At 73.2% G+C, this 24482-nt stretch carries 22 protein-coding genes; 7 read left to right on the forward strand and 15 right to left on the reverse strand.

Going from position 1 to position 24482, the window contains the following annotated elements; translation table 11 throughout:
* Positions 1-94 precede the first annotated feature (94 nt).
* The gene (locus RM572_RS03475; protein ID WP_311671748.1) at positions 95-2101 is read left to right on the forward strand and encodes a radical copper oxidase GlxA; all 2007 of its coding nucleotides are present in this window, start codon (positions 95-97) and stop codon (positions 2099-2101) included.
* A 26-nt stretch (positions 2102-2127) separates the two neighbouring features.
* On the opposite strand, the gene RM572_RS03480 is transcribed toward RM572_RS03475, so the two are convergent.
* From RM572_RS03480 to RM572_RS03495, 4 genes are all read right to left on the reverse strand, one after another.
* Complete coding sequence (locus RM572_RS03480; RefSeq protein WP_394813502.1) at positions 2128-3207, reverse strand: glycoside hydrolase family 6 protein; 1080 nt, start codon at positions 3205-3207, stop codon at positions 2128-2130.
* Entirely contained in the window at positions 3194-3898 is a 705-nt protein-coding gene (locus tag RM572_RS03485) for a class F sortase (protein ID WP_311671750.1), read from the reverse strand. Before RM572_RS03485 ends, RM572_RS03480 begins: the two co-directional genes overlap by 14 nt.
* 7 nt (positions 3899-3905) lie before the next feature.
* The gene (locus tag RM572_RS03490) at positions 3906-4685 is read right to left on the reverse strand and encodes a hypothetical protein (RefSeq protein WP_311671751.1); all 780 of its coding nucleotides are present in this window, start codon (positions 4683-4685) and stop codon (positions 3906-3908) included.
* Between the two features lie 127 nt (positions 4686-4812).
* A complete protein-coding gene (locus RM572_RS03495) occupies positions 4813-5592 on the reverse strand; it encodes an HAD-IIA family hydrolase (RefSeq protein ID WP_027763502.1) in 780 nt (259 codons plus the stop codon).
* 131 nt (positions 5593-5723) lie between these two features.
* Here RM572_RS03495 and RM572_RS03500 point away from each other — a divergent pair, with 131 nt between their 5' ends.
* Complete coding sequence (locus RM572_RS03500; protein WP_311671752.1) at positions 5724-6794, forward strand: Gfo/Idh/MocA family oxidoreductase; 1071 nt, start codon at positions 5724-5726, stop codon at positions 6792-6794.
* A gap of 64 nt (positions 6795-6858) precedes the next feature.
* Here the strand turns inward: RM572_RS03500 and RM572_RS03505 are convergent, their stop codons facing one another.
* On the reverse strand, positions 6859-7716 hold the full coding sequence (locus tag RM572_RS03505) for a fumarylacetoacetate hydrolase family protein (protein ID WP_311671753.1): 858 nt from the start codon (positions 7714-7716) through the stop codon (positions 6859-6861).
* 191 nt (positions 7717-7907) lie between these two features.
* Positions 7908-9239 (reverse strand): DUF445 domain-containing protein, encoded by a 1332-nt coding sequence (locus RM572_RS03510; RefSeq protein WP_311671830.1) that lies wholly within the window; start codon positions 9237-9239, stop codon positions 7908-7910.
* Positions 9240-9420: 181 nt separating this feature from the next.
* Between RM572_RS03510 and RM572_RS03515 the strand changes: the two genes are divergently transcribed.
* Positions 9421-10740 (forward strand): SGNH/GDSL hydrolase family protein, encoded by a 1320-nt coding sequence (locus tag RM572_RS03515; protein ID WP_311671754.1) that lies wholly within the window; start codon positions 9421-9423, stop codon positions 10738-10740.
* 57 nt (positions 10741-10797) lie between these two features.
* Here RM572_RS03515 and RM572_RS03520 read toward each other — a convergent pair whose 3' ends face one another.
* From RM572_RS03520 to RM572_RS03530, 3 genes are read right to left on the reverse strand one after another with little or no spacing between them, the layout of a single operon-like run.
* Positions 10798-11760: an ABC transporter ATP-binding protein gene (locus RM572_RS03520; protein ID WP_027763497.1), complete on the reverse strand. Its 963-nt coding sequence runs from the start codon at positions 11758-11760 to the stop codon at positions 10798-10800.
* 16 nt (positions 11761-11776) lie between these two features.
* The gene (locus tag RM572_RS03525; protein WP_311671755.1) at positions 11777-12592 is read right to left on the reverse strand and encodes an ABC transporter permease; all 816 of its coding nucleotides are present in this window, start codon (positions 12590-12592) and stop codon (positions 11777-11779) included.
* Between the two features lie 4 nt (positions 12593-12596).
* Positions 12597-13409, reverse strand: a complete 813-nt coding sequence (locus RM572_RS03530) for an ABC transporter permease (protein ID WP_311671756.1) — start codon at positions 13407-13409, stop codon at positions 12597-12599.
* 307 nt (positions 13410-13716) lie between these two features.
* Here RM572_RS03530 and RM572_RS03535 point away from each other — a divergent pair, with 307 nt between their 5' ends.
* The gene (locus RM572_RS03535; protein WP_311671757.1) at positions 13717-16104 is read left to right on the forward strand and encodes a transglycosylase domain-containing protein; all 2388 of its coding nucleotides are present in this window, start codon (positions 13717-13719) and stop codon (positions 16102-16104) included.
* 146 nt (positions 16105-16250) lie between these two features.
* Complete coding sequence (locus tag RM572_RS03540) at positions 16251-16571, forward strand: DMT family transporter (protein WP_311671758.1); 321 nt, start codon at positions 16251-16253, stop codon at positions 16569-16571.
* Between the two features lie 303 nt (positions 16572-16874).
* Here the strand turns inward: RM572_RS03540 and RM572_RS03545 are convergent, their stop codons facing one another.
* Both RM572_RS03545 and RM572_RS03550 read right to left on the reverse strand, forming a co-directional pair.
* Positions 16875-17177, reverse strand: a complete 303-nt coding sequence (locus RM572_RS03545) for a GroES family chaperonin (RefSeq protein ID WP_051308181.1) — start codon at positions 17175-17177, stop codon at positions 16875-16877.
* 159 nt (positions 17178-17336) lie between these two features.
* Positions 17337-17660 carry a DUF3618 domain-containing protein gene (locus RM572_RS03550; RefSeq protein WP_311671759.1) on the reverse strand — a complete coding sequence of 108 codons (324 nt, stop codon included), beginning with the start codon at positions 17658-17660 and terminating at the stop codon, positions 17337-17339.
* Between the two features lie 182 nt (positions 17661-17842).
* Between RM572_RS03550 and bcp the strand changes: the two genes are divergently transcribed.
* Positions 17843-18310 (forward strand): thioredoxin-dependent thiol peroxidase, encoded by a 468-nt coding sequence (gene bcp, locus RM572_RS03555; RefSeq protein WP_311671760.1) that lies wholly within the window; start codon positions 17843-17845, stop codon positions 18308-18310.
* 73 nt (positions 18311-18383) lie between these two features.
* Entirely contained in the window at positions 18384-19901 is a 1518-nt protein-coding gene (locus RM572_RS03560; RefSeq protein WP_311671761.1) for an MFS transporter, read from the forward strand.
* 172 nt (positions 19902-20073) lie between these two features.
* On the opposite strand, the gene RM572_RS03565 is transcribed toward RM572_RS03560, so the two are convergent.
* The 4 genes from RM572_RS03565 to RM572_RS03580 are packed head-to-tail and all read right to left on the reverse strand — an operon-like array spanning position 20074 to position 24480.
* Positions 20074-21447 carry an FAD-dependent oxidoreductase gene (locus RM572_RS03565; protein WP_311671762.1) on the reverse strand — a complete coding sequence of 458 codons (1374 nt, stop codon included), beginning with the start codon at positions 21445-21447 and terminating at the stop codon, positions 20074-20076.
* Positions 21444-22184: an isochorismatase family protein gene (locus tag RM572_RS03570; RefSeq protein ID WP_311671763.1), complete on the reverse strand. Its 741-nt coding sequence runs from the start codon at positions 22182-22184 to the stop codon at positions 21444-21446. The genes RM572_RS03565 and RM572_RS03570 overlap by 4 nt, the downstream gene beginning before the upstream one ends.
* Positions 22181-23590, reverse strand: a complete 1410-nt coding sequence (locus tag RM572_RS03575) for a dihydroorotase (RefSeq protein WP_311671764.1) — start codon at positions 23588-23590, stop codon at positions 22181-22183. The genes RM572_RS03570 and RM572_RS03575 overlap by 4 nt, the downstream gene beginning before the upstream one ends.
* Complete coding sequence (locus RM572_RS03580; RefSeq protein ID WP_311671765.1) at positions 23587-24480, reverse strand: isocitrate lyase/PEP mutase family protein; 894 nt, start codon at positions 24478-24480, stop codon at positions 23587-23589. The genes RM572_RS03575 and RM572_RS03580 overlap by 4 nt, the downstream gene beginning before the upstream one ends.
* Between the last annotated feature and the right edge of the window lie 2 nt (positions 24481-24482).

Below are 24482 nucleotides of genomic sequence, written 5' to 3' on the forward strand. Positions count from 1 at the left end.
CACGTCCGGCCGGGCCCGCGTTCCGCGAAGCAGGCGGCGCGGAGGAATATCGTGAAGCCGGACGAAACGTCACCTATCGCCCCGGACGTGACAGATGAGGTACCGCCCGAGCCGCAGGACCCGCCGCCTCGCCCTGGGCCTGGCGGCGGCGTGTGTGCTCGCCGGGCTCAACGGGCCGGTGCTGTACGACATCGCCGCCGACGCCTACCACGACCACCGCATCCGCCGGCCCGGCTACCTCGCGGAGAACGGCCGCTGGCAGACCGTCGCCGTGCCCGAGCGGTACCGCGTCAACACCATCCACGCCGCGCTGCTGCACACCGGAAAGGTGCTGCTCGTCGCCGGCTCCGGCAACGACGCGCGGATGTTCGACGCCGGCACGTTCCGCACCGTGCTGTGGGACCCGGAGACCGGCACCTTCCGGAACATCCCCACCCCCGCCGACCTGTTCTGCTCCGGACACGCACAACTCCCCGACGGTCACCTCCTCGTGGCCGGCGGCACCCGGCGGTACGAGACCCTCGAAGGGGACGTGGAGAAGGCCGGCGGTCTGATGATCGTCTACAACGAGAACCCCGACCGGGCGAAGACCCTTACCGAGGGCACCCTCTTCACCGGCCGCCGCAACGGGAAGACCTTCGCCGCCCAGGACAACCTGCTCGTCCCCCGCGCCGACAAGACCGTCGACCCCGACACCGGCGGGGTGACCGTCACCCCGGGCAGCGCCCGGGTCTACGTCGAGGCCCCGAAGAAGGGCCGCGCACACGCCACCGGCGCCCAGGACCAGTACCGCGTGCACGGCCTGCGCGGTGCGGAGCGGCGGAACGTCTACGGCATCGCGCAGAAGCTGTCCTTCGACAAGAAGGACTTCCAGGGCATCGACACCGCCTACGAGTTCGACCCGGTCGCCGAGCGGTACATCCCGGTCGACCCGATGGGCGAGGCCCGCTGGTACCCCACCCTCACCACGCTCGCGGACGGCCGCGTGCTGGCGGTGTCCGGCCTGGACGAGATCGGGCAGGTCGTCCCCGGCAGGAACGAGGTCTACGATCCGCGCACCCGGAGCTGGGAGTACCTGCCCGACGCGCGGTTCCTGCCCACCTACCCGGCGCTCTTCCTCGCCGGGGACGGCCGGGTCTTCTACACCGGCTCCAACGCCGGCTACGGGCCGGCCGACCGGGGCCGCACCCCCGGCGTGTGGAACCTGGAGACCGACGCGTTCACCGAAGTGCCCGGCCTCAGCCGGCCCGACGTGCTGGAGACGTCGATGTCCGTCCTGCTGCCGCCGGCGCAGCAGCAGCGGTACATGGTGCTCGGCGGCGGCGGAGTCGGCGAGAGCGCGGAGTCCACGGCACGCACCGCGCTCGTCGACCTCGACGCGCCCCGGCCGCGCTTCACCGACGGCCCCGACCTGTACGCCGAGGTGCGCTATCCCACCGGCGTCGTGCTGCCCGACGACACCGTCCTGATCGCCGGCGGTTCCGGCGGCTACCGCGCCCGGGGCACCGGCGACGTCCTCGCCGCCGCGCTCTACCACCCCGGCCGGCGCACGTTCGAGCAGGTCGCCGACCCGCTCGTGGGCCGCAACTACCACTCCGGCGGACTGCTGCTGCCCGACGGGCGGGTGATGACGTTCGGCTCCGACCCGTTGTTCGCCGACGCCGACGAGACCCGTCCCGGCGACTTCGAGCAGCGCATCGGCGTCTACGAACCGCCCTACCTGCACCAGGGCGGCGACCGGCCGGCGCTGCACGACACCCGGCGCGGCAGGGAGACCGTCGCCCTCGGCGACAGCGTGACCTACCGCACCGGGGACGCCCGCTCCCTCGCGCGGATGCGGCTGATCCGCCCCGGCTCCGCCACGCACGTCACGAACGTCGAACAGCGGTCGGTCGCCCTGGAGTTCGCGCTCACGGCCGACGGAGTGCGCGTCACGCTGCCGGAGGAACCGTGGCTGGTGCCGCCCGGCTGGTACATGGTGGTCGCGGTGGACGACCGCGGCGTCCCGTCGGAGGCGGTGTGGCTGCGGGTGCCGGCCGACCCGGACGCCCCGTCACCCGCCACGACCCGGCGGGCGCCGCCGCCCGACCCGGGGTACTGACCCTCCACCCCTGCGCGGCCGCACGGTCACGGGCGGTCGGCGCGGGCCCGGCGGGCCAGCGCGAGCGCGTACCGGGGGAACCACTCCCCCGCCTCCGGCGCCCCGCCGCAGCTTCCGTCCGACTCGCCGGGGCGCTTGATCCACAGGTAGGCGTCCACCCGCTCGTGTCCGGTGCGGGTGGTCGGCGGCGTGCCGAGCGCCCGCCCCGGGGGGTTGCACCACGCGGCCTCGCCCGTCCCGTCTGCCGGGCCGTTGCCGTTCCGGCTGGTGTCGACGACGAAGTGCGCCCCGCCGAGCTTCCGGGACAGCTCCCGGCCGTAGGCGACACTCGCGGCGGTGGTCCGGAAGTTGGCGACGTTCAGTGCGAAGCCGTCCGCCGCGCCGACGCCGGCCTTCCGCAGCGGCTCCACCAGCGCGCCGGGTTCGCGGACCCAGCCGGCGTTGCCGGCGTCCAGGTAGACGTCGGTGTCGGCGAGCGCGGCCAGCGACGTCACCGCCTCGTGCAGCAGCCGGTACCGCTCGTCGTGGAAACGGTGCGGGGTGCAGCCCTCCTGGAGCAGGTGCGGGAGCGCGTCCGGCTCCACGATCACGGTGGCCGGCCGCCCGCCGATACCACGCACCACCCCCGCCAGCCACTCCCGGTAGGCGGCGGCGTCGCGGGCGCCGCCGCGCGAGTACTGGCCGCAGTCCCGGTGCGGGATGTTGTACAGGACGAGCACCGCACGCCGCCCCGCCGCGCCGGCGGCCACGGTGTAGGTACGCGCCTGCTCCTCGGCCTCGGCGCGCTCGGCGCCGAGCCACTCGGCCACTGGGCGGTCCGCGATCCGTTCGATCAGCTCCGCGTCACGGTGCCGCCCGGCGGCGCGGTAGGCGGCGGCCTGCCGTTCGGCCGGGCCCTCCGGGTTGTTCCAGAACGGCGCCCCGTCGCCGTGGCCGCCCGCGCCGTCCGTCGCCGCCCGGGAAGGCCCGCCCCCGGTACCGGCGCAGCCGCCGAGCACCGCCGCCGCGACGAGCACGGCCACGACCCGCACTCCGGCGAGCACTCCGGCGACGCGCACCGCGGTGGCACGTGGAGCCGTCCGCCCCCGCCGCTCAGGCCGTCGCATGCGTGCCCGTCAGGTAGGCGGACACCACGACGTTGGAGGTGTAGGCGCGCTCCTGCCGGTCGTAGGTGCCGCCACAGGTGAGCAGCCGCAGCTCCGCACGGCCCTTCTCCCGCTGCCCGTAGGCGCGTTCGGCCTCGAAGCCCTCGCCCTGGACCACCTCCGCCGACTCGACGGTGAATTCGGCCACCCGGCCGTTCTCGCCGGTCACCCGCACCTCGGTGCCGCGTCCGACCGTGCTCAGCGCGTAGAACACCGCTCGGCGGGTGTCGGTGTCGACGTGGCCGACGACCAGGGCGACGCCCTCCTCGCCGGGCTTCGGGCCCTCCCGGTACCAGCCGACCGCGCCCGCGCGCGCGTACGGCGGGGCGGCGACGCCGCCGCGGTCGTCCAGTCCGGTGGGTTCGATGCGGGCCCGGATGTCGAGCGAGGGGATCTCCAGGCGCACCGGGCGGCCGACCTCGTCAAGCGGCGCGTGCGCGGCGGGCAGCGGCTCGCCGCCGCCGAACTGCCGCCCGGCCGCGGAGACGTCGCCGTGCGCCGGGCCGTCGAGCCCCCCGTCGGTGGCGGCCCTCCCCCAGATCCACAGGCCGAGGAGGAGCAGCGCCCAGATCGTGCCGGTGGTCAGCCGCCCCCGGCCGGAGGGCCGCCCGTCCTCCGGCGCCTGCGGCTGTCCCGCGCCGTCCGCCGTCACCGCGGGTTCACCCGCCCGGGTGGGCGCGAGCGCGGCGCCGGCGTACCGCCCAGGTCACGGCACCCGCGACGGCGGCGCCCCCGGCCAGGGCGAGACCGGCCCGCTCGGCGGTGTCCGTCGCCGCGCCCGCGTGGTCGCCGGCCGTCCCGCCGCCGCCCGCGCGCACGGGAGCGACGGGCGACGCGTACGGGTCGTCCGGCTCGTACGGCCCGCCCTCCTCGGACTCCCACGGCGGCCGGTCGTGGCCGCCGGGGTCCCGGCCCGCGTGCGGCTCGTTCCTCGGGCGGCCGTCCTCGTACCCGGCACCGGCCTCCTCGCCCTCGTCGCCCTGGCCGCCGTCGCGGCCCTGGCCGCCGTCGCCGCCCGCCGGGACGACCTTGAACGAGCCCTCGCCCCGCTTCTCGTCCTCCCCGCACACCACGGTGAGCCCGTACGTCCCCAGCTCCGCGTCCATGCTGATCACCGCGTAGCCGTGGAAGGCGGCGCCGTCCTCGGTGCGTTGCAGGTCGACGTCCGCCTCGAAGGCGACGGACGTGGCGAACGCGGTGCGCTCCACCTCGCAGAAGTCCGTCCGCAGCTCGACCTGGCTGCCGGGCTCGGCGTGCCGGGGCGTCACCTCGACGGGCCCGCCGGCGCCCGGCTCCGCAGGCGCGGCGGCAGCCGCCGGGGCGGCGAGCGTGCAGGCCGCGACCGCCGCCACCGCGCCCGCGGTGACCGAGGCGGCCCGCGCGGCGGCGGAGAGTGAGCGTCCGCGGGCGCGGGCGGGCGGAGCGGGTGAGCGGTGCATGGGGAACCTCCGGGTCGCTGCCTCGAAGATCACCCGCTCCGGCGCGGCCCGCATCCCGGGAGCGCCGGTGCTACGCCGCGCGGGTGGCGCACGGCCGTCCGGTCGGGCGCCCGGTCCGGACGGACCGTCAGACGCGCTGGACGAGGTCCGCGATGGAGTCGACCACGGTGGACGGCCGGTACGGGAAGAGGTCCACCTCGTGCGGCCGGGTGACACCGGTGAGCACCAGGAACGTCTCCAGGCCGGCCTCCATGCCGGCCCGCACGTCGGTGTCCATCCGGTCGCCGATCATCGCCGTCGTCTCCGAGTGCGCGCCGATGGCGTTCAGCCCGGCGCGCATCATCAGCGGGTTCGGCTTCCCGACGAAGTAGGGCTCGCGTCCGGTCGCCTTGGTGATCAGTGCGGCGACCGCGCCCGTCGCGGGCAGCGCGCCCTCCATGGAGGGCCCGGTCTCGTCGGGGTTGGTGGCGATGAACCGTGCGCCGTCGTTGATCAGCCGGATCGCCTTGGTCAGCGCCTCGAAGGAGTAGGTGCGGGTCTCGCCCAGCACGACGTAGTCCGGGGCGTGGTCGGTGAGGACGTAGCCGATGTCGTGCATCGCCGTCGTCAGACCGGCCTCGCCGATGACGTACGCGGTGCCGCCCGGCCGCTGGTCGTCCAGGAACTGGGCGGTCGCCAGGGCGGACGTCCAGATGTTCTCGATCGGCACCTCCAGGCCGATCCGCGACAGCCGGGCGTGCAGGTCGCGCGGCGTGTACATCGAGTTGTTCGTCAGCACGAGGAAGGGGCGTTCGGACTCCTTCAGACGCTTGACGAACGCGTCGGCGCCGGGCACCGGCACGCCCTCGTGCATCAGCACACCGTCCATGTCGGTGAGCCAGGACTCGATCGGCTTGCGCTCTGCCACGTTGACGGCTCCCTGCTGGTGGGTTCGGTCCGTGCGCCGGTTTCACCCTACCGGGGCATACGCCTGCGCCCCCGGCCCCGGGGCCCGGACCTGCACGTGGAGCCTGCGGGGACCGTTGGGAGACTGGCCCCATGAACGCATCGCTCCGCGTCGGCCTGCTCGGCTACGGCCTCGCCGGCTCCGCCTTCCACGCCCCGCTGATCGCCGTCACCGACGGTCTCGTCCTCGACACCGTGGTCACCGCGAACCCCGAGCGCCAGGCGCAGGTGGCCCGCGACCGGGGCGCGGGCGTCCGTACCGTCGCCACCGCCGACGAGCTGTTCGCCCGGGCCGACGCGCTCGACCTGATCGTCGTCGCCTCCCCGAACAGGACGCACGTGCCGCTGGCCGAACGTGCCCTGCGGGCCGGGCTGCCCGTCGTCGTCGACAAGCCGCTGGCGGCGACGGCGGCCGAGGCCGAGCACCTCGCCGCGCTCGCGGAGGAGCGCGGGCTGCTGTTGTCCCCGTTCCAGAACCGCCGCTGGGACAACGACTTCCGCACCGTGCGGGCGCTGGTCGCCGAGGGCGCGCTCGGCGAGGTGCTGCGCTTCGAGTCACGCTTCGAGCGGTGGCGGCCGCAGCTCAAGGGCGGCTGGCGCGAGTCGGGCGACCCCGGCGAGGTCGGCGGCCTGCTGTACGACCTCGGCAGCCACCTCGTCGACCAGGCCCTGGCGCTCCTCGGGCCCGTCGCGTCGGTGTATGCGGAATCCGACGTCCGGCGGGCCGGGGCGGAGGCGGACGACGACGTGTTCGTGGCGCTGACCCACCGGAACGGGGTGCGCTCGCACCTGTGGATGAGCGCGACCGCAGCACAACTCGGGCCGCGTTTCCGGGTTCTGGGGACGAAGGCGGCCTACGTGAAGCACGGCCTCGACCCGCAGGAGGCGGCCCTGCGGGAGGGCGCCCTGCCCGAGCCCGGCACACCGTGGGGAGTGGAACCGGAAGCGGCGTGGGGAACCCTGGGGCACCTGGACGCGGCGGAACGGGTACCGAGCGAGGCCGGCGACTACCCCGCGTACTACGCCGGGGTGGCGGCGGCACTCCGCGACGGCGGGCCGGCGCCGGTCACGGCCCGCGAGGCCGCGGAGGCGCTGCGTGTGCTGGAGGCCGCACGCACCTCGGCCCGGGAGGGCCGGACCGTCGCCCTCGCCGCCGGGGTGTGAGAGTCCCCCGCCGCCGCGGCGTGACCGTTCACGCCGGGGGTGAGGCCCCGGCGGGAACGGGACCTCAGGCCGCGGTGAGGACCTGGCGCTGGCGGCCGAGGCCGTCGATCTCGAGGTCGACCACGTGGCCGGGCCTCAGATACGGCTTGGGCTCGGGCCGGCCCATCGCCACGCCCGCCGGGGTGCCGGTCAGGACGACGTCGCCGGGCCGCAGCACCATGAAGCCGCTGAGGTAGCGGAGGACCTCCGCCACGGGGAAGATCTGGTCGGCCGTCGTCCCGTCCTGCATCAGCCGGCCGTCGACGCGCAGCCGCAGGCCGAGCGCCTGCGGGTCGGGGACCTCGTCGGGAGTGACCAGCCAGGGGCCCAGCGGGCTGAACGTCTCGCAGTTCTTGCCCTTGTCCCAGGTGCCGCCGCGCTCCAGCTGCCACTCGCGCTCGGACACGTCGTGGGCCACGGCGTATCCGCCGACGCATGCGCGCGCCTGCGCGTCGGTCTCCAGGTACCGCGCGGTCCGGCCGACGACGACGGCGAGTTCGACCTCCCAGTCGGTCCTCGTGCTGCCCCGCGGCACCAGGACCGGGTCGTCGGGGCCGACGACGGTGTCCGCCGCCTTGAGGAAGACGATCGGCTCCGCCGGGACCGCGGCGCCCGTCTCCCGCGCGTGATCGTGGTAGTTGAGGCCGATGCACACGACCTTGCCGACCCGGCCCACCGGCGGGCCGATCCGCAGCCCGCCGGGGTCGAGGCGGGGCAGGCCGCCGCCGTCGACGGCCGCCCGTACCCGGGCGAGGGCCGCGTCGTCGGCGAGCAGCGCGCCGTCGACGTCGGGCGTCACCGCGGCGAGGTCCCGCAGCACCCCGTCGGCGTCCAGGGCGGCCGGGCGCTCCGCGCCCGGCGGTCCGACACGCAGCAGCTTCATGGTCGTCTCCCGTGGTCGTGGCGCGCCCCGCAGCGGGCTGGGCACGCGGGCGATCACGGTGGGGACGGCCACCGCACAGCGTGTTGGACGATCCTCCAAGGAGGGGTGCACGCGGCGCAACCCGCGTCCCACCCAGTGGGACGCGGGCCCGGAAGCGGGACGCGGAGGCCGCACCGCCGGGGGCGTCGTGCTCAGGCGCCCGCCGCGTGCGCGACGGTGTGGATCACCAGCCCGGCCAGCGCACCCACCACCGTGCCGTTGATGCGGATGAACTGCAGATCCCGGCCGATGTGCGCCTCGATCTTGCGGGAGGTGTGCTCCGCGTCCCAGCCGGCGATGGTCTCGCTGATCAGCGAGGTGATCTCGTCGCGGTAGGTGGTGACGACGTGCGCCGCCGCGCCCTCCACCCAGGAGTCGACCTTGCCCTGGAGCCGGTCGTCCTCCGCCATCCGCCGGCCCAGCGACAGCAGCGACGCCCGGGCCCGCATGCGCAGTTCGCTGCGCTCGTCCTCGGCCGCGGCCACGATCATCGCCCGCACCGAGGACCACGCCGAGGCGATCAGGTCCTGCACCTCCGACCGCCCCAGCACGTCGCGCTTGAGCCGCTCGACGCGCTCCCGCGTCTCCTCGTCGGTGCGCAGGTCCCGGGCGAAATCGGTGAGGAAGCGGTCGAGCGCACCGCGCGCCGGGTGCCCGGGCATGTCCCGCATCTCGGTGACGAAGCGCAGCAGCTCCTTGTAGACGCGCTCGCCGACCTTGCGGTCCACGAAGCGGGGCGTCCAGCCGGGCGCGCCGCCGCTGACCGCCTCCATCACCGAGTCGCTGTGCCGCTCCAGCCAGTCCCGGGCCCGCACGCACACCAGGTCCACCACGCGGCGGTGACCGCCGTCGGCGACGACCTTCTCCAGCAGCCGGCCCAGGCCGGGCGCGATCTCCTGCGCCTCCGCCCGCCGCGTGATGGCCTCGCCGACGACGGCCTGCACGTCGTCGTCGCGCAGCACCGTGAGCGCGCCGCGCAGGGCGGTGGCCAGTTCGGCCGTCACCCGGTCCGCGTGCGCCGGCACGGCGAGCCAGCCGCCGAGCCGGCTGCCGATGCCCACGGAACGCAGCCGGGCCCGCACGACCTCCTCGGAGAGGAAGTTCTCCCCGACGAAGTCGCCCAGACTCCGGCCGAGTTGGTCCTTCTTGGTGGGGATGATCGCGGTGTGCGGGATGGGAAGACCCATCGGGCGTTTGAAGAGGGCGGTGACGGCGAACCAGTCGGCGAGCGCACCGACCATGCCGGCCTCGGCGGCCGCCGCGACATAGCCCGTCCAGGCGCCGGCGCCGGACTCGCCCGCCCACGTGGCGAGGGCGAAGACGACGGCCATGGCGGCCAGCGCCCCGGTGGCGATCAGCTTCATCCGGCGCACGCCGCGCTGCCGCTCCTCGTCGGCGGCCGTGAACGCCCCCGGACCCCGTGTGAGTGCTCTCACACCGGACCGTTCCGCGGTGGCGATTCCACCGCGTTCCGACTGGTCCATCCGCTCCACCCGCTCCGCTGGCCTCGGCACATTCTCTCCTCGCGTTCCCCACCCGCCCTACGTGGGGAACGCCCCAGGGGTTCCCCGCGTCTGACGATTCGAGTCCACACGGGTCACCGTGGGATCATGAGAGACCCGACCGCCGGAGCCCGCTCCGACAGCCCGAGGAGACACACCGCGCATGACCAGAAACCTGGGTTATGCCCTGCTGGCAGCACTCGCCGCCCTCGTGGTCCTGGTGTCCACGGCTGTCTTCGTCGGCTTCGGCAAGGCGTCCGGACGGGACGAGGGCGCGGACGGCCCGCAGTCCGGCGCCGGCGGCGCCCGGCCCGCCTCCTCCGGCAGCTGGATCGGCACCTGGGCCGCCGCCCCCGCCGCGGCCGAGCCCGGCACCCGCAACGCCTTCGCCGACATGTCGGTCCGCAACGTCGTGCACACCTCCGTGGGCGGCACCCGCGCCCGCATCCACCTCTCCAACCTCTTCGGCGAGACGCCGCTGACCTTCACCCGGGCCGGCCTCGCCCTCGCCGCCGCGCCCAGCAGCCCCACCGCGAAGGCCGGCAGCCTGCGCCGGCTCACCTTCGACGGCCGCCCCTCGGTGACCATCCCGCCCGGTGAGAAGGCCGTCAGCGACGCCGTACGGCTGAACGTGCCGGCCGCGGGCGACCTGCTGATCACCACCTACACGCCCCAGGCGTCCGGCCCCGTGACCTTCCACAACCACGCGCGACAGACCAGCTACGCCGGGCCGGGCGACCTGACCCGGTCCGTCGCCGGCACCGACTTCACGCAGCAGAGCCCGTACTGGCGGTGGGTGACGGCCGTCGACGTGTGGACCACGGAGGCCGACGGCGCGGTCGCGGTGCTCGGCGACTCGATCACCGACGGCATCACCTCGTCCACCGGCGCCAACCACCGCTGGACCGACTTCCTCGCCGAACGGCTGCGCACCGAGCCCGACGCCCCCCGGTACAGCGTCCTCAACGCGGGCATCAGCGGGAACCGGGTGCTGATCGACGGCCTCGACTACTCTCCGAACAACGGCCCCTCCGCCCTGAACCGCCTCCACCGGGACGCGCTCTCCCGGACCGGCGTCGAAGTCCTCGTCGTCGAACTGGGCCTGAACGACATCCTCAAGCACCCGCAGCAGCTCGACCCCGCCCGCATCGTCGCCGGCCTCCAGGAGATCACCCGGAGAGCCCACGCGCGGGACGTCAGGGTCGTGGGCGGCACCCTCACCCCGTCCGGCGGGCACCGCGGCTACGAGCCACGGGAGGAGGCCGTGCGGCAGGCCGTCAACGACCGCATCCGGTCCGGTGACGTCTTCGACGCCGTGATCGACTTCGACGCGGCGCTGCGCGACCCGGCCGCACCGCAGCGGCTGCGCGGCATCTACGACTCCGGCGACCACCTGCACCCGTCCGACAACGGCTACCGCGCGATGGCCCACACGGTGGAACTCGGGCAGCTCGCCGGCGACCCCAACCCGGCCCGCCTCTGAGCATCCCGGCGCCTCCCTTCCGGGCCGCCTCCCGTCCCCTCCGGCGCCGCCGCGCCCCTACGCACGCCCCGCGTACATCGCGGCGATGACCGACTCGATGTCCGGCTCCCGCACCGACAGGTCGACCAGCGGATAGTGGGCCGCCACCGCGGCCACGACCGGCGCCGCACTCGCCGACGCCGGGAACGCCAGCCACTGCCGCGGCCCCTCCGTCCGCACCGTCCGCGCCCCCGGCACCCCGCTGATCGGCGGCAGCTCCCGCTCGAGGTCCACCACCAGCGTCCGCTCGCTCTCCCCCACCTCGTGCAGCCCGCCCAGCGCCCCGTCGTACATCATCCGTCCGTGATCGATCACCATCACCCGCTCGCAGAGCTGCTCGATGTCGGTGAGGTCGTGCGTGGTGAGCAGCACCGTGGTACCGCGCTCGGCGTTCAGGTCGCGCAGGAAGCCGCGGACCCGGGCCTTGCTGACGACGTCCAGCCCGATCGTCGGCTCGTCCAGGTAGAGCACCTCCGGGTCGTGCAGCAGCGCCGCCGCGATGTCCCCGCGCATCCGCTGCCCCAGCGAGAGCTGACGCACCGGCACGTCCAGCAGGTCGGCGAGACCGAGCAGCTCCACGCACCGGTCGAGGTTCACGCGGAAGCGGTCCGCCGGCACCCGGTACATGCGCCTCACCAGCGCGTACGAGTCGCGCAGCGGCAGGTCCCACCACAGGGTCGTGCGCTGGCCGAACACCACCCCGATGCGCCGCGCGAGCCGCGTCCGCTCACGCGCGGGGTCGAGACCGGCGACCCGCAGCCGCCCGCCGCCGGGCGTCAGGATGCCGGTCAGCATCTTGATCGTCGTCGACTTCCCCGCCCCGTTCGGGCCGATGTAGCCCACGACCTGGCCGCGCGGTACCGAGAAGGTGATGCCGTCGACCGCCCGCACCTCGCTGGTCTCCCGACGCAGCCGGCGCCCGGTGCGCCGCCGCACCCGGAACACCTTCTCCAGCCCCTCCACCTCGATGCACGCGTCCATCCGTCCCGGCTCCCTCTCAGCTTCCCGTACTCACATAGCCCCGCAGCCCGGCCCGCCACACCAGCCCCGCCACCGCAACGGACACCAGCGCCACCGCGGGCGAGGCGAAGTCCGCCCACCACGGCAGTCCCAGGAGGTCGCCCCGGCCCAGCACGTACAGCGCCGGAACCCAGTTCACGAACGCCAGCGGCACCACGAACGTCGCCCCCCGCACCAGCTCCCGTCCGAACACCGTCGGCGGGTACTGAAGCATCGTCTGACCGCCGTAGGTGAAGGCGTTCTGCACCTCCGACGCGTCCCGCGCCCAGAACTGGAACGCGCCGCCGACCGCGAACACCGCGGCGAAGATCAGCGCACCGCTCACCACCATCACCGGCACCATCAGCACCCGCCCCGGCGTCCACGCCGCCTCCAGGTGCCACAGCGCCCAGCCCAGCAGCAGCCCCGCCTGGATCAGCCGGCCCACCCGGTGCAGCGCGAACCGGTCCGCGGCGACCTGCGCCGAGACCGGCACCGGACGCACCAGCAGCACGTCCACCGTCCCGTCCCGCACCCGGCCGCCCACCCGCCCGAACGACCCGGCCAGCAGGTCCGCCAGCCCGAACGACGCGCTGGACGCGCCGTACAGGAACGCCACCTCCGGCAGCGAGAAGCCGCCCAGTTCCTCGATGTGCGTGAACATGATCACGATCGCGACGAAGTCCAGCGACGTCATCGCGATCCCGCCGAGCGTCATCATCAGGAACGACGCGCGGTAGGCCAGCGCCGAACGCACCCACATCCGCACGATGAAGCCGTACGCCCGCAGACCCCACAGAGTCCGCGCGAGCATCCCGTCAGCCACCCTGGACCACCACCTTCCGGGTGGCGACCGCCTGGAGCGCACGCCCCAGCGCCAGCACCACCAGCGCCCACCCGGCCTGGAACGCCAGCGCCGACACCACCGCGGCCGCCCCCCGGTACTGCTCCAGCAGCACGTCCGCCGGCACCTGGAGCATCGCCGCCCACGGCAGTGTCCGCACCGCCTCGCCGAACGCGCCCGGGAAGACCGTCAGCGGCAGCAGCATCCCCGAGAAGAACGTGTTCAGCAGCGTGGACAGGGTGTTCAGGCCGGTGCCCTCCATCACCCAGAACGTGGCCAGCGCCAGCAGATAGCGCAACCCGAACCCCACCACCACCGCCAACCACGTCGACACCAGGAACAGCACCCAGGTCACCGGCGACGACGGCAGCGCCAACTCGAACGCCAGCGCCCCCACCGCCACCGGCACCACCCCGCGGCCGACCAGCTGGAACGCCGCCCGCCCCAGATCCGCCGCAAGCCACCACAACTGCAGATCCACCGGCCGGTACAGGTCCACGGCCACGTCGCCGCTGCGGATACGGGCCTGGAGGTCCTCCAGCGCACCACCGCCCAACAGGGCCACCGCCGCCAGCAGGGCCTGCCCGGTCCACACGAAGGTCAGCGCCTCCGCCTGGTCGTACCCGCCCAGCCGCGGCCGCTCCGACCACAGCGCCAGATAGGTGTAGGCGAGGACGAAACCGAAGACCGTGTTGGTGAACACACCCGCCGCCGTGGCGACCCGATAGGTGGCGTAGCGCCGGAACGAGCCCGCCGTCACCGTGAAATAGACCCCGCCGCGATGCATCCTTCCCGGCCCCTCCCCCGTCTGTATCTACAGCGGCTCCACAGCCGCCGCCCGGCACGCAGGCGCGGACGACCCCCGCGGCAGCGGGCCGGGGAGCCGGAACGAAGCGAATCCGCCAGCCTACGGGCGGGCGCCGCCCCGGGCGAAGGGTTTTCCGCCCCACCCCCGGGTACGCCGTACGCCATGCGGCGGCACGCCACGCCGCTGCGGCGCGTGGCCGGTCACCGGAGGCCGGTGCGGAGGATGCGACAGTGGATCCGGACGTCTATCCGAACGCCCGGACGTGGACGGGGAGTGCCTGCAGACGATGAGTGACGAGCCGAACCGGGACACCGGGCCGTACGCGGCGGACGGCGACTGGACGCCCGGCGAGGAACCGGGCGGGGAGCCGGACGCCGAGCACGACGGCTCCCGGCGCACCGGGGCGCGCCGGCTGATCCCCACCTGGCGCATGGTGGTCGGCGCGGTGCTGACCGTGATCCTGCTGATCTCCGGCGGCATGGTCGCCGGCTACCTGCTCGTCGACATCCCCGAGCCCAACCCGCACGCCGTCTCGCAGTCCAACGTCTACCTGTACTCCGACGGCAGCCGCATCGCCGTCGACGGCGAATACAACCGGGAGAGCGTCCCCCTCGACGAGATCTCCCGCGGCGCGCAGCGCGCCATGCTGTCCGCCGAGGACCGCAACTTCTACAGCGAGCCCGCCGTCAACCTCAAGGCGATGTCGCGTGCGGCGTGGAACATGATGACCGGCGGCTCGACGCAGTCCGGTTCCACGATCACCCAGCAGTACGTGAAGAACTACTACCTGACGCAGGAACAGACCGTCACCCGCAAGGTGAAGGAGTTCTTCATCGCGATCAAGCTGGACAACGAGGTCAGCAAGGACGAGATCCTCCAGGGCTACCTCAACACCAGCTACTTCGGCCGCAACGCCTACGGCATCCAGTCGGCCGCCCAGGCCTACTACGGCAAGGACGCCGACGCCCTCACCGTCGCCGAGGGCGCCTACCTCGCCGCCCTGGTCAACGCCCCCAGCGCCTACGACGTCAAGGCCCACCCGGAGAACACCGACCGTGCCAAGGCCCGCTGGAAGTACGTGCTGCGCGGCATGGTCGAGGAGGGCTGGCTGAGCAAGCAGAAGCGCAAGGCCATGGAGTTCCCCGAGCCGGACCCGGTCAAGCCGTCGACCAGCCTCTCGGGTCAGCGCGGCTACCTCGTCAACGCGGTCAACGACCACCTGATCGACAGCGGCATCATCACGGCGGGCCGGCTGCGGTCCGGCGGCTTCACCATCCGCACCACCATCGACCGCGAGAAGCAGGACGCCCTGGTCGACGCCGTCGACGCCGAGCTCGTCTCCCGCCTCGACGAGGAGAACCGCAAGGTCGACACCTACGTCCGCACCGGCGGCACCTCCATCGACCCGCAGACCGGCGAGGTCGTCGCCATGTACGGCGGCGAGAACTTCGTCGAGCAGTACACCAACACCGCGACCGCCCGCGAGTACCAGGTGGGCTCCACGTTCAAGCCGTTCGTCTTCACCTCCGCGCTCGACCACGACTCCACCACCCAGGACGGGCAGCCCATCAGCGCCCGCACCGTCTACGACGGCACCAGCGGGCGTCCGGCCGAGGTCGACGGCCGGCCCACGGACTTCGCCCCCGAGAACGAGGACCAGGTCGACTACGGCCCGGTCACCGTCTCCGAGGCCATGGACAAGTCGATCAACGCCGTCTTCGCGCAGATGGGCATCGACGTGGGCGTCGAGAACGTCCGGGAGACCGCCACCGCGCTGGGCATCCCCGACAGCGTCATCGACCCCAAGGTCGGCGCATCGATCTCGCTGGGCGTCTCCCCCGCCTCCACCGTCGACATGGCCGAGGCGTACGCCGCCCTCGCCAACCACGGCATGCACCGCGACGCCACCCTGGTGACCAAGGTGACCCGCGGCGCGGAGACCGTCGACCTGCCGGAGCGGAAGGAGAAGCGGGTCGTCCCGCGCGACGCCGCCGACACCACCACCGCCGTCCTGGAGAGCGTCGTCGAGGGCGGCACCGCCACCGCCGCCCAGTCGGCCGGACGCCCCGCCGCCGGCAAGACCGGCACCGCCGAGGAGGACAAGGCCGCCTGGTTCGCCGGCTACACCCCCGAACTCGCCACCGTGATCAGCGTCGTCGGCAAGAACCCCGAGACCGGCGCGCAGGAACCGATGTACGAGGCTCTCGGACTGCCCCGCATCAACGGCGGCGGCCCGCCCGCCGAGATCTGGGGCGCCTACACCGCCGCCGCCCTCGAAGGCGAGCCGGTGAAGGACTTCGACCTCGACACCCGCGGCCCGGTGCTGCCCACCGCGCCTCCCAGCGAGGACACCGACCCCAGCGAACCGCCCGCCACCGATGTGCCCACCGAGGAGCCCCCCACCCAGCCCACGGACCCCGGCATCCCCACCCCGCCCACCGGGACCCCGGACCCCACCGGCGGCCCGTCCATCCCGCCGGACCCGACCACGGGCGGCACGGACGGCGGCACCACCGACGGCGGCACGACGGACGGGGGCACCACCGACGGCGGCACGACCGACGGCGGCACCACGGGCGGCCCCGGCGGCGAAGCCTGGGGCGGCACCTCCAGCGGCTACGGCGGAAGCCAGAGCACCGGCGAAGTGGGCGCCGGAGAGGACGGCGGCGGCTGACCGGCCGCCGCACCGCTCCGGCGCACGCCCGTTTGCTAGCCTCGGGAACACCCCGACGAGACGCGCCGTACCGGGCGGCCGGGCCCCACGGGAGCCGGCCGAGGCAAAGACGACGCACCCCCGCACACGTACACGGAGGTGCCGTCATGGCCTGGATCCTGCTCACCGTCGCCGGCCTGCTCGAAATCGCCTGGGCGATCGGGCTCACCTACACCGAGGGCTTCACCCGGCTCTGGCCCAGCGTCCTCACCGTCGCCGGCTTCGCCGCCAGCATGGTGCTGCTCGCCCAGGCCGCCCGCACGCTGCCCATCGGCACCGCCTACGGCATCTGGGTCGGCATCGGCGCCGCCGGAGCCGCCGTCATCGGCATGCTGGTGCTGCACGAGCCCGTCACGGCGGCGCGGATCTTCTTCATCTGCCTGCTGCTCGTCGCCGTCGTAGGCCTCAAGGCGACCTCGGGCCACTGACCGCTCCGGCGGCCGGCCGCCCTCCGGTGCGGTCCGGGCAGGACCGCACCGGCACAGGACCGCACCGGGCAACCTCGCAGCGGGGTCGATACAGACCCTGAACAGGCAGAACGCGTTGCCCCCGGGTCGGCGAGGAGGTGCAGGCTTGCTTCGTCGGTCCGACCGACGTCGGCACGGCGCGCGCCGAGCGCCTGGGCACCCGCGGCGGAACGTCCTCGCACGCCGTACCGGGCGCGACGAGCCGGTGCACGCCCCGGGCGCCGGGCACACCCGGCCGGGCGGAGCGAAGAGGCCTGAGCCGGGCTACAGGTACAGGCCGGTGGAGTCCTCGGACCCCTGCAGCCGCTCGGCGGCCACCGCGTGCAGGTCGCGCTCGCGCATCAGCACGTACGCCACCCCGCGCACCTCGACCTCGGCCCGGTCCTCCGGGTCGTAGAGCACCCGGTCACCGGGCTCCACCGTCCGCACGTTCTGCCCCACCGCGACGACCTCGGCCCAGTTCAGCCGACGGCCCACCGCGGCCGTGGCGGGAATGACGATGCCGCCCGACGAACGGCGCTCGCCCTCCGGGATGTCGGTGCGTACCAGCACCCGGTCGTGCAGCATCCGGATCGGAAGCTTGTCGGGGTGCTGTGGGGTCTCGGAACTCACGCCCCCGACCGTATCCCAACCGCCCGCCCGCCTCCGTACCGGACCGACCGCCCGTCCGCCCGCGGGCCGGACGCCGGGCCCACCCGGCGGGCCCGCCCGCCGGACCCGTCGGAGTCAGCGGCGGCGACGGCGCAGCGACAGGACCATCAGGCCGCCGACCACGGCCACCGCCACCACGGCCACCGGCACCACGCGCTCCAGCCGCGGCGCCCCCTCCTCGTCCGTCATCGACGCGCGCGCACCCGACACCTTCGCGTTCACCGCCACGTACGCCCGCCCGGCCGTCCGGTCCACCGTCGCGGCGACCTTGGACTTCGCCCCCGCCATGATCGTCTTCGGGTGCACCCGCATCGCGATCTCGTCCAGCGCCGCGGCGAGCTCCTCCCGCCGCCGAACGATGTCCGCCTCGATGTCCGCAGGGGTCCTGGCATCCGACACCGCGTCGCCTCCGTCACTCGTCCCGTCGTGGCCCGGCCGCCTCCGGCAGCCGGTTCCGGTACTGGTTACCGGACAGTCTTTCAGCTCCGCCCCCGCCCCGCCCCACGGCACCCCGCGCCCGCCTGCCCTGGTTAGGCTCGACCCAGCAGACAGGCCCGCCCCACCAGCCCCGAGGAGCACAGATGAGCGAGCGGCTCACACCCGGCGACCCCGCCCCCGCCTTCACCCTGCCCGATGCCGACGGCAACGAGGTCTCCCTCGCCGCCTACGCCGGACGCAAGGTCATCGTCTACTTCTACCCCGCCGCGCTCACCCCGGGATGCACCAAGCAGGCCTGCGACTTCACCGACAACCTGGAAGTCCTCGCCGGCGCCGGCTACGACGTCGTCGGCGTCTCCCCCGACAAGCCGGAGAAGCTCGCGAAATTCCGCGAGAAGGAGGACCTGAAGGTCACCCTCGTCGGCGACCCGGCCAAGGAGACCCTCGAGGCCTACGGCGCCTTCGGCGAGAAGAAGCTCTACGGCAAGACCGTCACCGGCGTCATCCGCTCCACCGTCGTCGTCGACGAGAACGGCACCGTCGAACGCGCCCTCTACAACGTCAAGGCGACCGGCCACGTCGCCAAGCTCCTCAAGGACCTCGGCATCTGACGCCCCGCCACGGCCCCGGGGCGCCCCGCCGATATGCCGGATGAAGATCCCGCAAGCGGGTACAAAGGGCGCCATGGACCGAGGCCGAGAGGACCGCGCACCCGACCTGGCCGCGCTGAAGCGGCACCGCTCGCTGTTCCGCGCCATCGACCGCCGACGTGAACCGCGCGTGCGACGCAGCGACGTGACCGTCACCGACGAGCGCGTCGTCAAACGCGCGGTCAAGGCCGCCGCCCTCGGCAACGCCATGGAGTGGTTCGACTTCGGCATCTACGCCTACCTCGCGGTCACCCTCGGCAAAGTGTTCTACTCCGGCGCGGGCGAGGGCGTCCAGACCCTCGCCTCCTTCGGCACCTTCGCCGTGTCCTTCCTGGTACGGCCGCTCGGCGGCACCTTCTTCGGGCCGCTGGGCGACCGCATCGGGCGGAAGAAGGTCCTCGCCCTCACCATGATGCTGATGGCCGCAGGCACCTTCGCCATCGGCCTCATCCCCAGCTACGCCACCATCGGCGTGTGGGCACCGGTCCTGCTCATCGTCTGCCGCCTCGTACAGGGCTTCTCCACCGGCGGCGAGTACGGCGGCGCCGCCACCTTCATCGCCGAATACGCGCCCGACAAACGACGCGGCTTCTTCGGCAGCTTCCTCGAACTCGGCACCCTCGCGGGCTACACCGGCGCCGCCGGAATCGTCCTGCTGCTCACCTTCTGGCTGGGCCCCGACGGCATGCGCGACTGGGGCTGGCGCATCCCGTTCCTCATCGGCGGCCCCCTCGGCATCGTCGGTCTCTACCTCCGGATCAAGCTGGACGAGACCCCGGCGTTCAGGAAGCTGGAGTCCGAGAAGGCCACCGAACACGCGGGGGCGGCACCGAACGGCAGCGGCCCGGCGCTCTCCGAGGACGTTCCGCAGAAGGAACTCAAGAGCATCTTCGTCGACCACTGGCGCACCATGGTCCAGTGCGTCAGCCTGGTCGCCGCGTACAACGTCGCGCACTACATGCTGCTCACCTACATGCCGACGTACATGAAGGAAGTCCTCGACCGGCCACAGTCGTTGGAGCTCATCGCCACCATCGTCACCATGGCGCTGATGATGACGGTCATCTTCCGCATCGGCCGCCGCAGCGACCGGGTGGGCCGAAAACCCCTCCTGATGGCCGGCATGATCGGCTTCCTCGTCCTCACCGTGCCCGCCTTCGCGCTCTTCCAGCAGGGCAGCAACTGGGCCATCTTCGCGGGACTGTTCCTCCTCGGCGGATGCCTGGTGTGCCTGCTCGGCACCATGTCCGCCACGCTCCCGGCCCTCTTCAGCACCGACGTCCGCTACGGCTCCCTCGCCATCGGCTACAACCTGTCCGCCTCCCTCTTCGGCGGCACCACCCCGGTCGTCATGGAGGCCCTGGTGGACGGCACGGGCAACGCGCTCTCCCCCGCGATCTACACCACCCTCTTCGCCGTGATCGGCATCGTCTCCGTCGCCACGCTCAAGGAGACCGCCCGCAAACCCCTGGAGGGCTCGCCGCCCTCCGTCTCCACCGACGAGGAGGCCCGCGCCCTCACCCGCGAAGGCGTCCGCACCCCTGCCTTCTGACGACCGTGCCGGGGTCTCCGGGCCACCACGGCGGAGCAGCGCCCTCCCAGGTGTGACCCACTCCCGCACCCTCGTCCGCTCCCGGTGTGGGCGGGACGACCGAGCGGCGGCCGAGGGGCGGGAGTAGGCGGCCCGGGCGGGCGGGACCGCCCGGGAGTCCGCAGGGACGTCGTCACGCGAGGGCCGCTGAGGCACCGGCGAGACGACCGAGCCCGACCGCGGAGAGCAGGCCGTTGCCGGAGGAGTAGCCGCGGGCGCCCTCGCGCCCGGAGAGGCCGCCCGTCACGCCACCGACCGCGTACAGGCCCCGGACCGGGCGACCGTTCTCGCGCACGACCTGCGCGTGCCGGCCGACGTCCACACCCCCCTGGGTATGGAACAGCGCGGGCACAGAACGCACGCAGCAGTACGGCTCCCGCAACGGCCCCATCGGGAAGTCCGAACGTCCGGTGACGTCCGCACCGCCCGACTCTGCGGCCTGCCGCTGCCCCGCCACCGCCTTCTCGACGGCCTCGGGAGAGCAGCCGATGACGCGGGCGATCCCCTCGGCGCCGTCCGCCTCCTTGACCCCGCCGAAGGCGACCAGATCGGCGAACTCCGGTTCGTTGCCCGCCACGAAGTCCCGGATGCGGGTGTCGAAGACCACCCAGCTCTGCTCGGTCCTCCGGGCCACCTCGGCGGCGAACCCGGAGTAGCCGACGCTCTCGTCGCCGATACGGCTGCCGTCCGGCGCCAGCAGGAAGCCGCCCTTCTCCACGGTCGTCCAACTGACGATCGAGCCGTGCGGATACGCGACGGCCGCATAGCCCTGGTAGGCCCCCATGTTGAGCAACCGGGCGCCCAGCGCCTCCGCCCACTCCACGGCCTCGCCGGTCGATCCTTCGGCCCCGAGGTACCGCGTGGCGGCGGCCTCTGGCAGCCACCGTTCGATCATCTTCTTGTTGTTGCCGAAACCGTTGGCGGCCAGCACGACGGCACCCGCGCGCAGCACATGGTCGCCGCTGCGTTCCCCGGACACCCGGACACCCGTCACCGCATCGTCCTCGGTGAGCAGTCCGGCGACCGGGTTGCCGGCGACGACCTCGACACCGAGCCGCCCGGCGGCGGCGACCAGGTCGCGCACCAGCGAGGCGCCGCGCCTGTCCGGCGGAGCATGCAGCCGCGGCACGCTGTGCCCGACGTGCCGGTAGTCGGTGATGAGACGCAGGTCGACGCCGTGCTCCTCGACCAGCCACTCCACGAGACCGGCGGACTCCCCTGCCAGCAACCGGACCAGGTGCTCCGCGTCGTGTGCGCCGCTCTGCCGCAACAGGTCCGCGGCCATCCGCTCCGGGACGTCCTCGACACCCGCCGCCCGTTGGTAGCGGGTACCGGCCGCCGGAATGGACCCGGTCGACACGTAGGTGTTCCCGCCCGGCCGGTCCAGCTTCTCCAGCAGTGCGACCGACGCCCCGGCCTCGGCAGCCGCGATCGCCGCGGTGAGCCCGCCGCCACCGGCACCCACGACCACGACGTCGACGTCCCGTCCCTCCCCCGGGGAGGTCATCGCGTCCGCCTCGCCGCACGCAGCTCCGTCAACCGCGGCACCAGCTCCGCGGTGGTGGAGACGTCGGCGTACTTCTGGGCCATGTCGAAGAGGTTCGCCTCGTGCACCACGGGAGAGCGGTCGTAGACGGCGTCGCTGGGAACCGCAACGTGGAAGTTCAGCGAGAACGCGTCCGTCACGCTGGCCCGCACGCACCCGGACGTCGTGCACCCGGTGACGACCAGGGTGTCCACCCCCGCCTCGATCAGATAACTCGTCAACGGGGTGCCGAAGAAGGCGCTCGGGTGCCTCTTCGGCACCAGCACGTCTCCGTCGGCCGGGGCGACCTCGGCGACGAAGTCGTATCCCCTCGCGGGGACGTGCATGATGCCGGGAACCTTGGCGCCGAGCCGTCCCGCATCGAAGTCCTTCTTCGGCGCCACGTGCGGGTAGAGCACCGGCCAGTGGTTCTCACGGAAGGCGCCCAGCAACGCGACGATGTTCCCGACAGCGGCCCAGCCCGTCTCGCCACAGCTCGTGGGGAACTCCTTCACGGCCTCCTCGAACGGCTGCGGAGTCGTACCGACCGTGCGGTACTGCACGTCGATGACGAGCAGGGCCGGACGGGAGCCCAGCCCGGTGGGCCGGCCGAATCCGGCCGACTCGTATCGGCGCAGGGTGGTGTCATCGATCACGCCGGCACCGCCGTTCGTCCACGGCGCGGGCGCTGCACCCGGCTGCGCGGTGGGGTCCGTCATGCCGTCTCCTCCCTCCCGGCCGCGGCCAGCGCGGTCGCTCCGCTGCGTTCTCGGTGCAGGTAGACGCCTCGCGGGTCGTCGCCGAGCAAGCCGTCACGGACGGCGAAGCGCCCGCGCACCAGCGTGTGCAGGACCCGCACATCGGTGGTATGGCCCTCCCACGGCGTGTACGCCGCGGCGGAATACTGCCGATCCGCCGCGATGACGTTCTCTCCGTCAAGATCGACCACCGCCAGGTCCGCGTCCGACCCCACCCGGATGACGCCCTTCCTCGGGTAGAGCCCGAAGAGCTTCGCCGCTCGCGTGCTCGTGGCGTGGACCAGCCGCTCCAGCGGCACGCCGCGGCGCAGCCCCTCCCCCAGAGTGAGCGGCAGCATCACTCCGGTGCCGGGGAACCCCGCGGAGGCCGACCAGATGTCCTTCTCCTTGAACGAGCGGTGCCGCGCGTTGTGGTCGCTGCCGACGGTGTCGACGCTGCCGTCGGCCAGCCCCGCCCACAGCGCCTCCCGGTCCGACGACGGCCGCAGCGGGGGGTTGACCTTCCCGTAGACACCGCATGCGGAAGCGGTCGTGAGCGTCAGGTAGTGCGTGCAGGTCTCCACGTACAGATGCGGATAGGCCGTGCGCTGCATGCGCATCACGTCGAGCCCGGCGGCGCTGGAAGTGTGCACCGCGTATGCCGACGCGCCCGTGGCGGCGGCCAGATAAGCGACACGCTGCTCCGCCTCCGCTTCCACGAGCGGGGGCCGCGTCTGGTGCCAGGCGTGCAGCGGCCCTTGAGACTCGTCCGGCTGATCCTTGCGCAGCCGCCACACGATCTCGATGTTCTCGGGATGGGGATTGACCATGGCTCCGGCGTCCGCGGTCGTGCCGAGCAGGTCGTACATGAACCCGTCGTCGTTGCCCGGCATGCCCAGGTAGGCGCCCTCGTCGCCGCGGAAGTTCATGAAGAACTTGAAGCTGGACACCCCCAGCTCCCGCACGTAGTCGGGCACGGCACGCACATGCTCGTCCGTACCCAGCACGAAGTGGAACCCGAAGTCGGTGTGCGCACCCGACTCCATCGCCGCCCTCGCCGCGTGGTGCACCTGGTCGTAGGGGTCCGCACTCATCAGGTACACGAGCATCGACGTGACGCCGCCCGCGACTGCCGACGCCGTCTCCCGTTCCGCGTCCTCGCGGTCGCGCGGGACGCGGATGTCCTTGCCGAGGTGCACATGGGGATCGATGGCACCGGGGAGCACCGTCGCACCTTTCAGTTCCACCGTCTCGGCGGCGTCCGCAGGGGCCGCCGGGTCGACGATGCCGGCGATGCGTCCGTCACCGACCAGCACGTCCGCCGTCGTGAGACCAGCGCCGTGCAGGAAGACGCGACCACCGTGCAGCCGCAGGTCGTAGGCGTTCATGAGGCAGCCTCCTCGGTGCCGTCGTCCGGGGCGTACAGCTTGTCGAGCACGTCGAAGTGCGGCTTCCGCACCAGACTCTGCCGCTCCTCCCAACTGATCATGAGTCCGGCCGCGTCGCGGGTGTCACCGTGCCGCGCCAGGTGCTCCAGCACGGTGCGCATGCCGAGGACGGCACCACGCATCGCCGTGTTGGCGTAGAGGGCCACGGAGTAGCCCAGGTCGTCGAGCTCCTCCCGGGAGAGGACCGGCGTAAGACCCCCCTCGACCATGTTGGCGACGTGCCGGCCGGGGACCTCACGGACGATCCGCGCCATCTCCTCCCGCGTGGTGGGCGCCTCCACGAACAGCACGTCCGCGCCGGCCTCTGCGAACGCGGCGGCACGCTCGCACGCCGCACCGATCCCCTTCACCGCGAGCGCGTCGGTACGGGCGACGACCACCAGGTCGTCGTCGACCCGCGCGTCCACGGCGGCCCGGATCTTCCCTGTCATCTCGCCGGTGGAGACGATCTCCTTCCCCGAGAAGTGACCGCACTTCTTCGGACTCGCCTGGTCCTCGATCTGGATCGCGGCGGCCCCCGCACGCTCCAGCATCCGCACGGTGCGCCCGACGTTCATCGCGTTGCCGAATCCCGTGTCGGCATCCACGACCAAGGGGAGCGTCGTGGCGTCCGACATCGCCGCCACCTGGCCGGCCAGCTCCGGCAGGGTGAGCAGACCGAGGTCGGGAAGGGCGAGTTGGGTGTTGGCGACCCCGGCCCCGGAGACGTACACGGCCTCGAAACCCGCCTCCTCCACCACACGGGCGGTGAGAGCGTTGGGCGCCCCGGGCAGCACCAGCGGACCCGAGCCCCGGTCGAGCAGCTGCCGCAACATGGTGGTCGTACGCATGA

It is taken from the genome of Streptomyces hazeniae, assembly GCF_031845485.1.
Taxonomy (GTDB): Bacteria; Actinomycetota; Actinomycetes; order Streptomycetales; family Streptomycetaceae; genus Streptomyces; species Streptomyces hazeniae.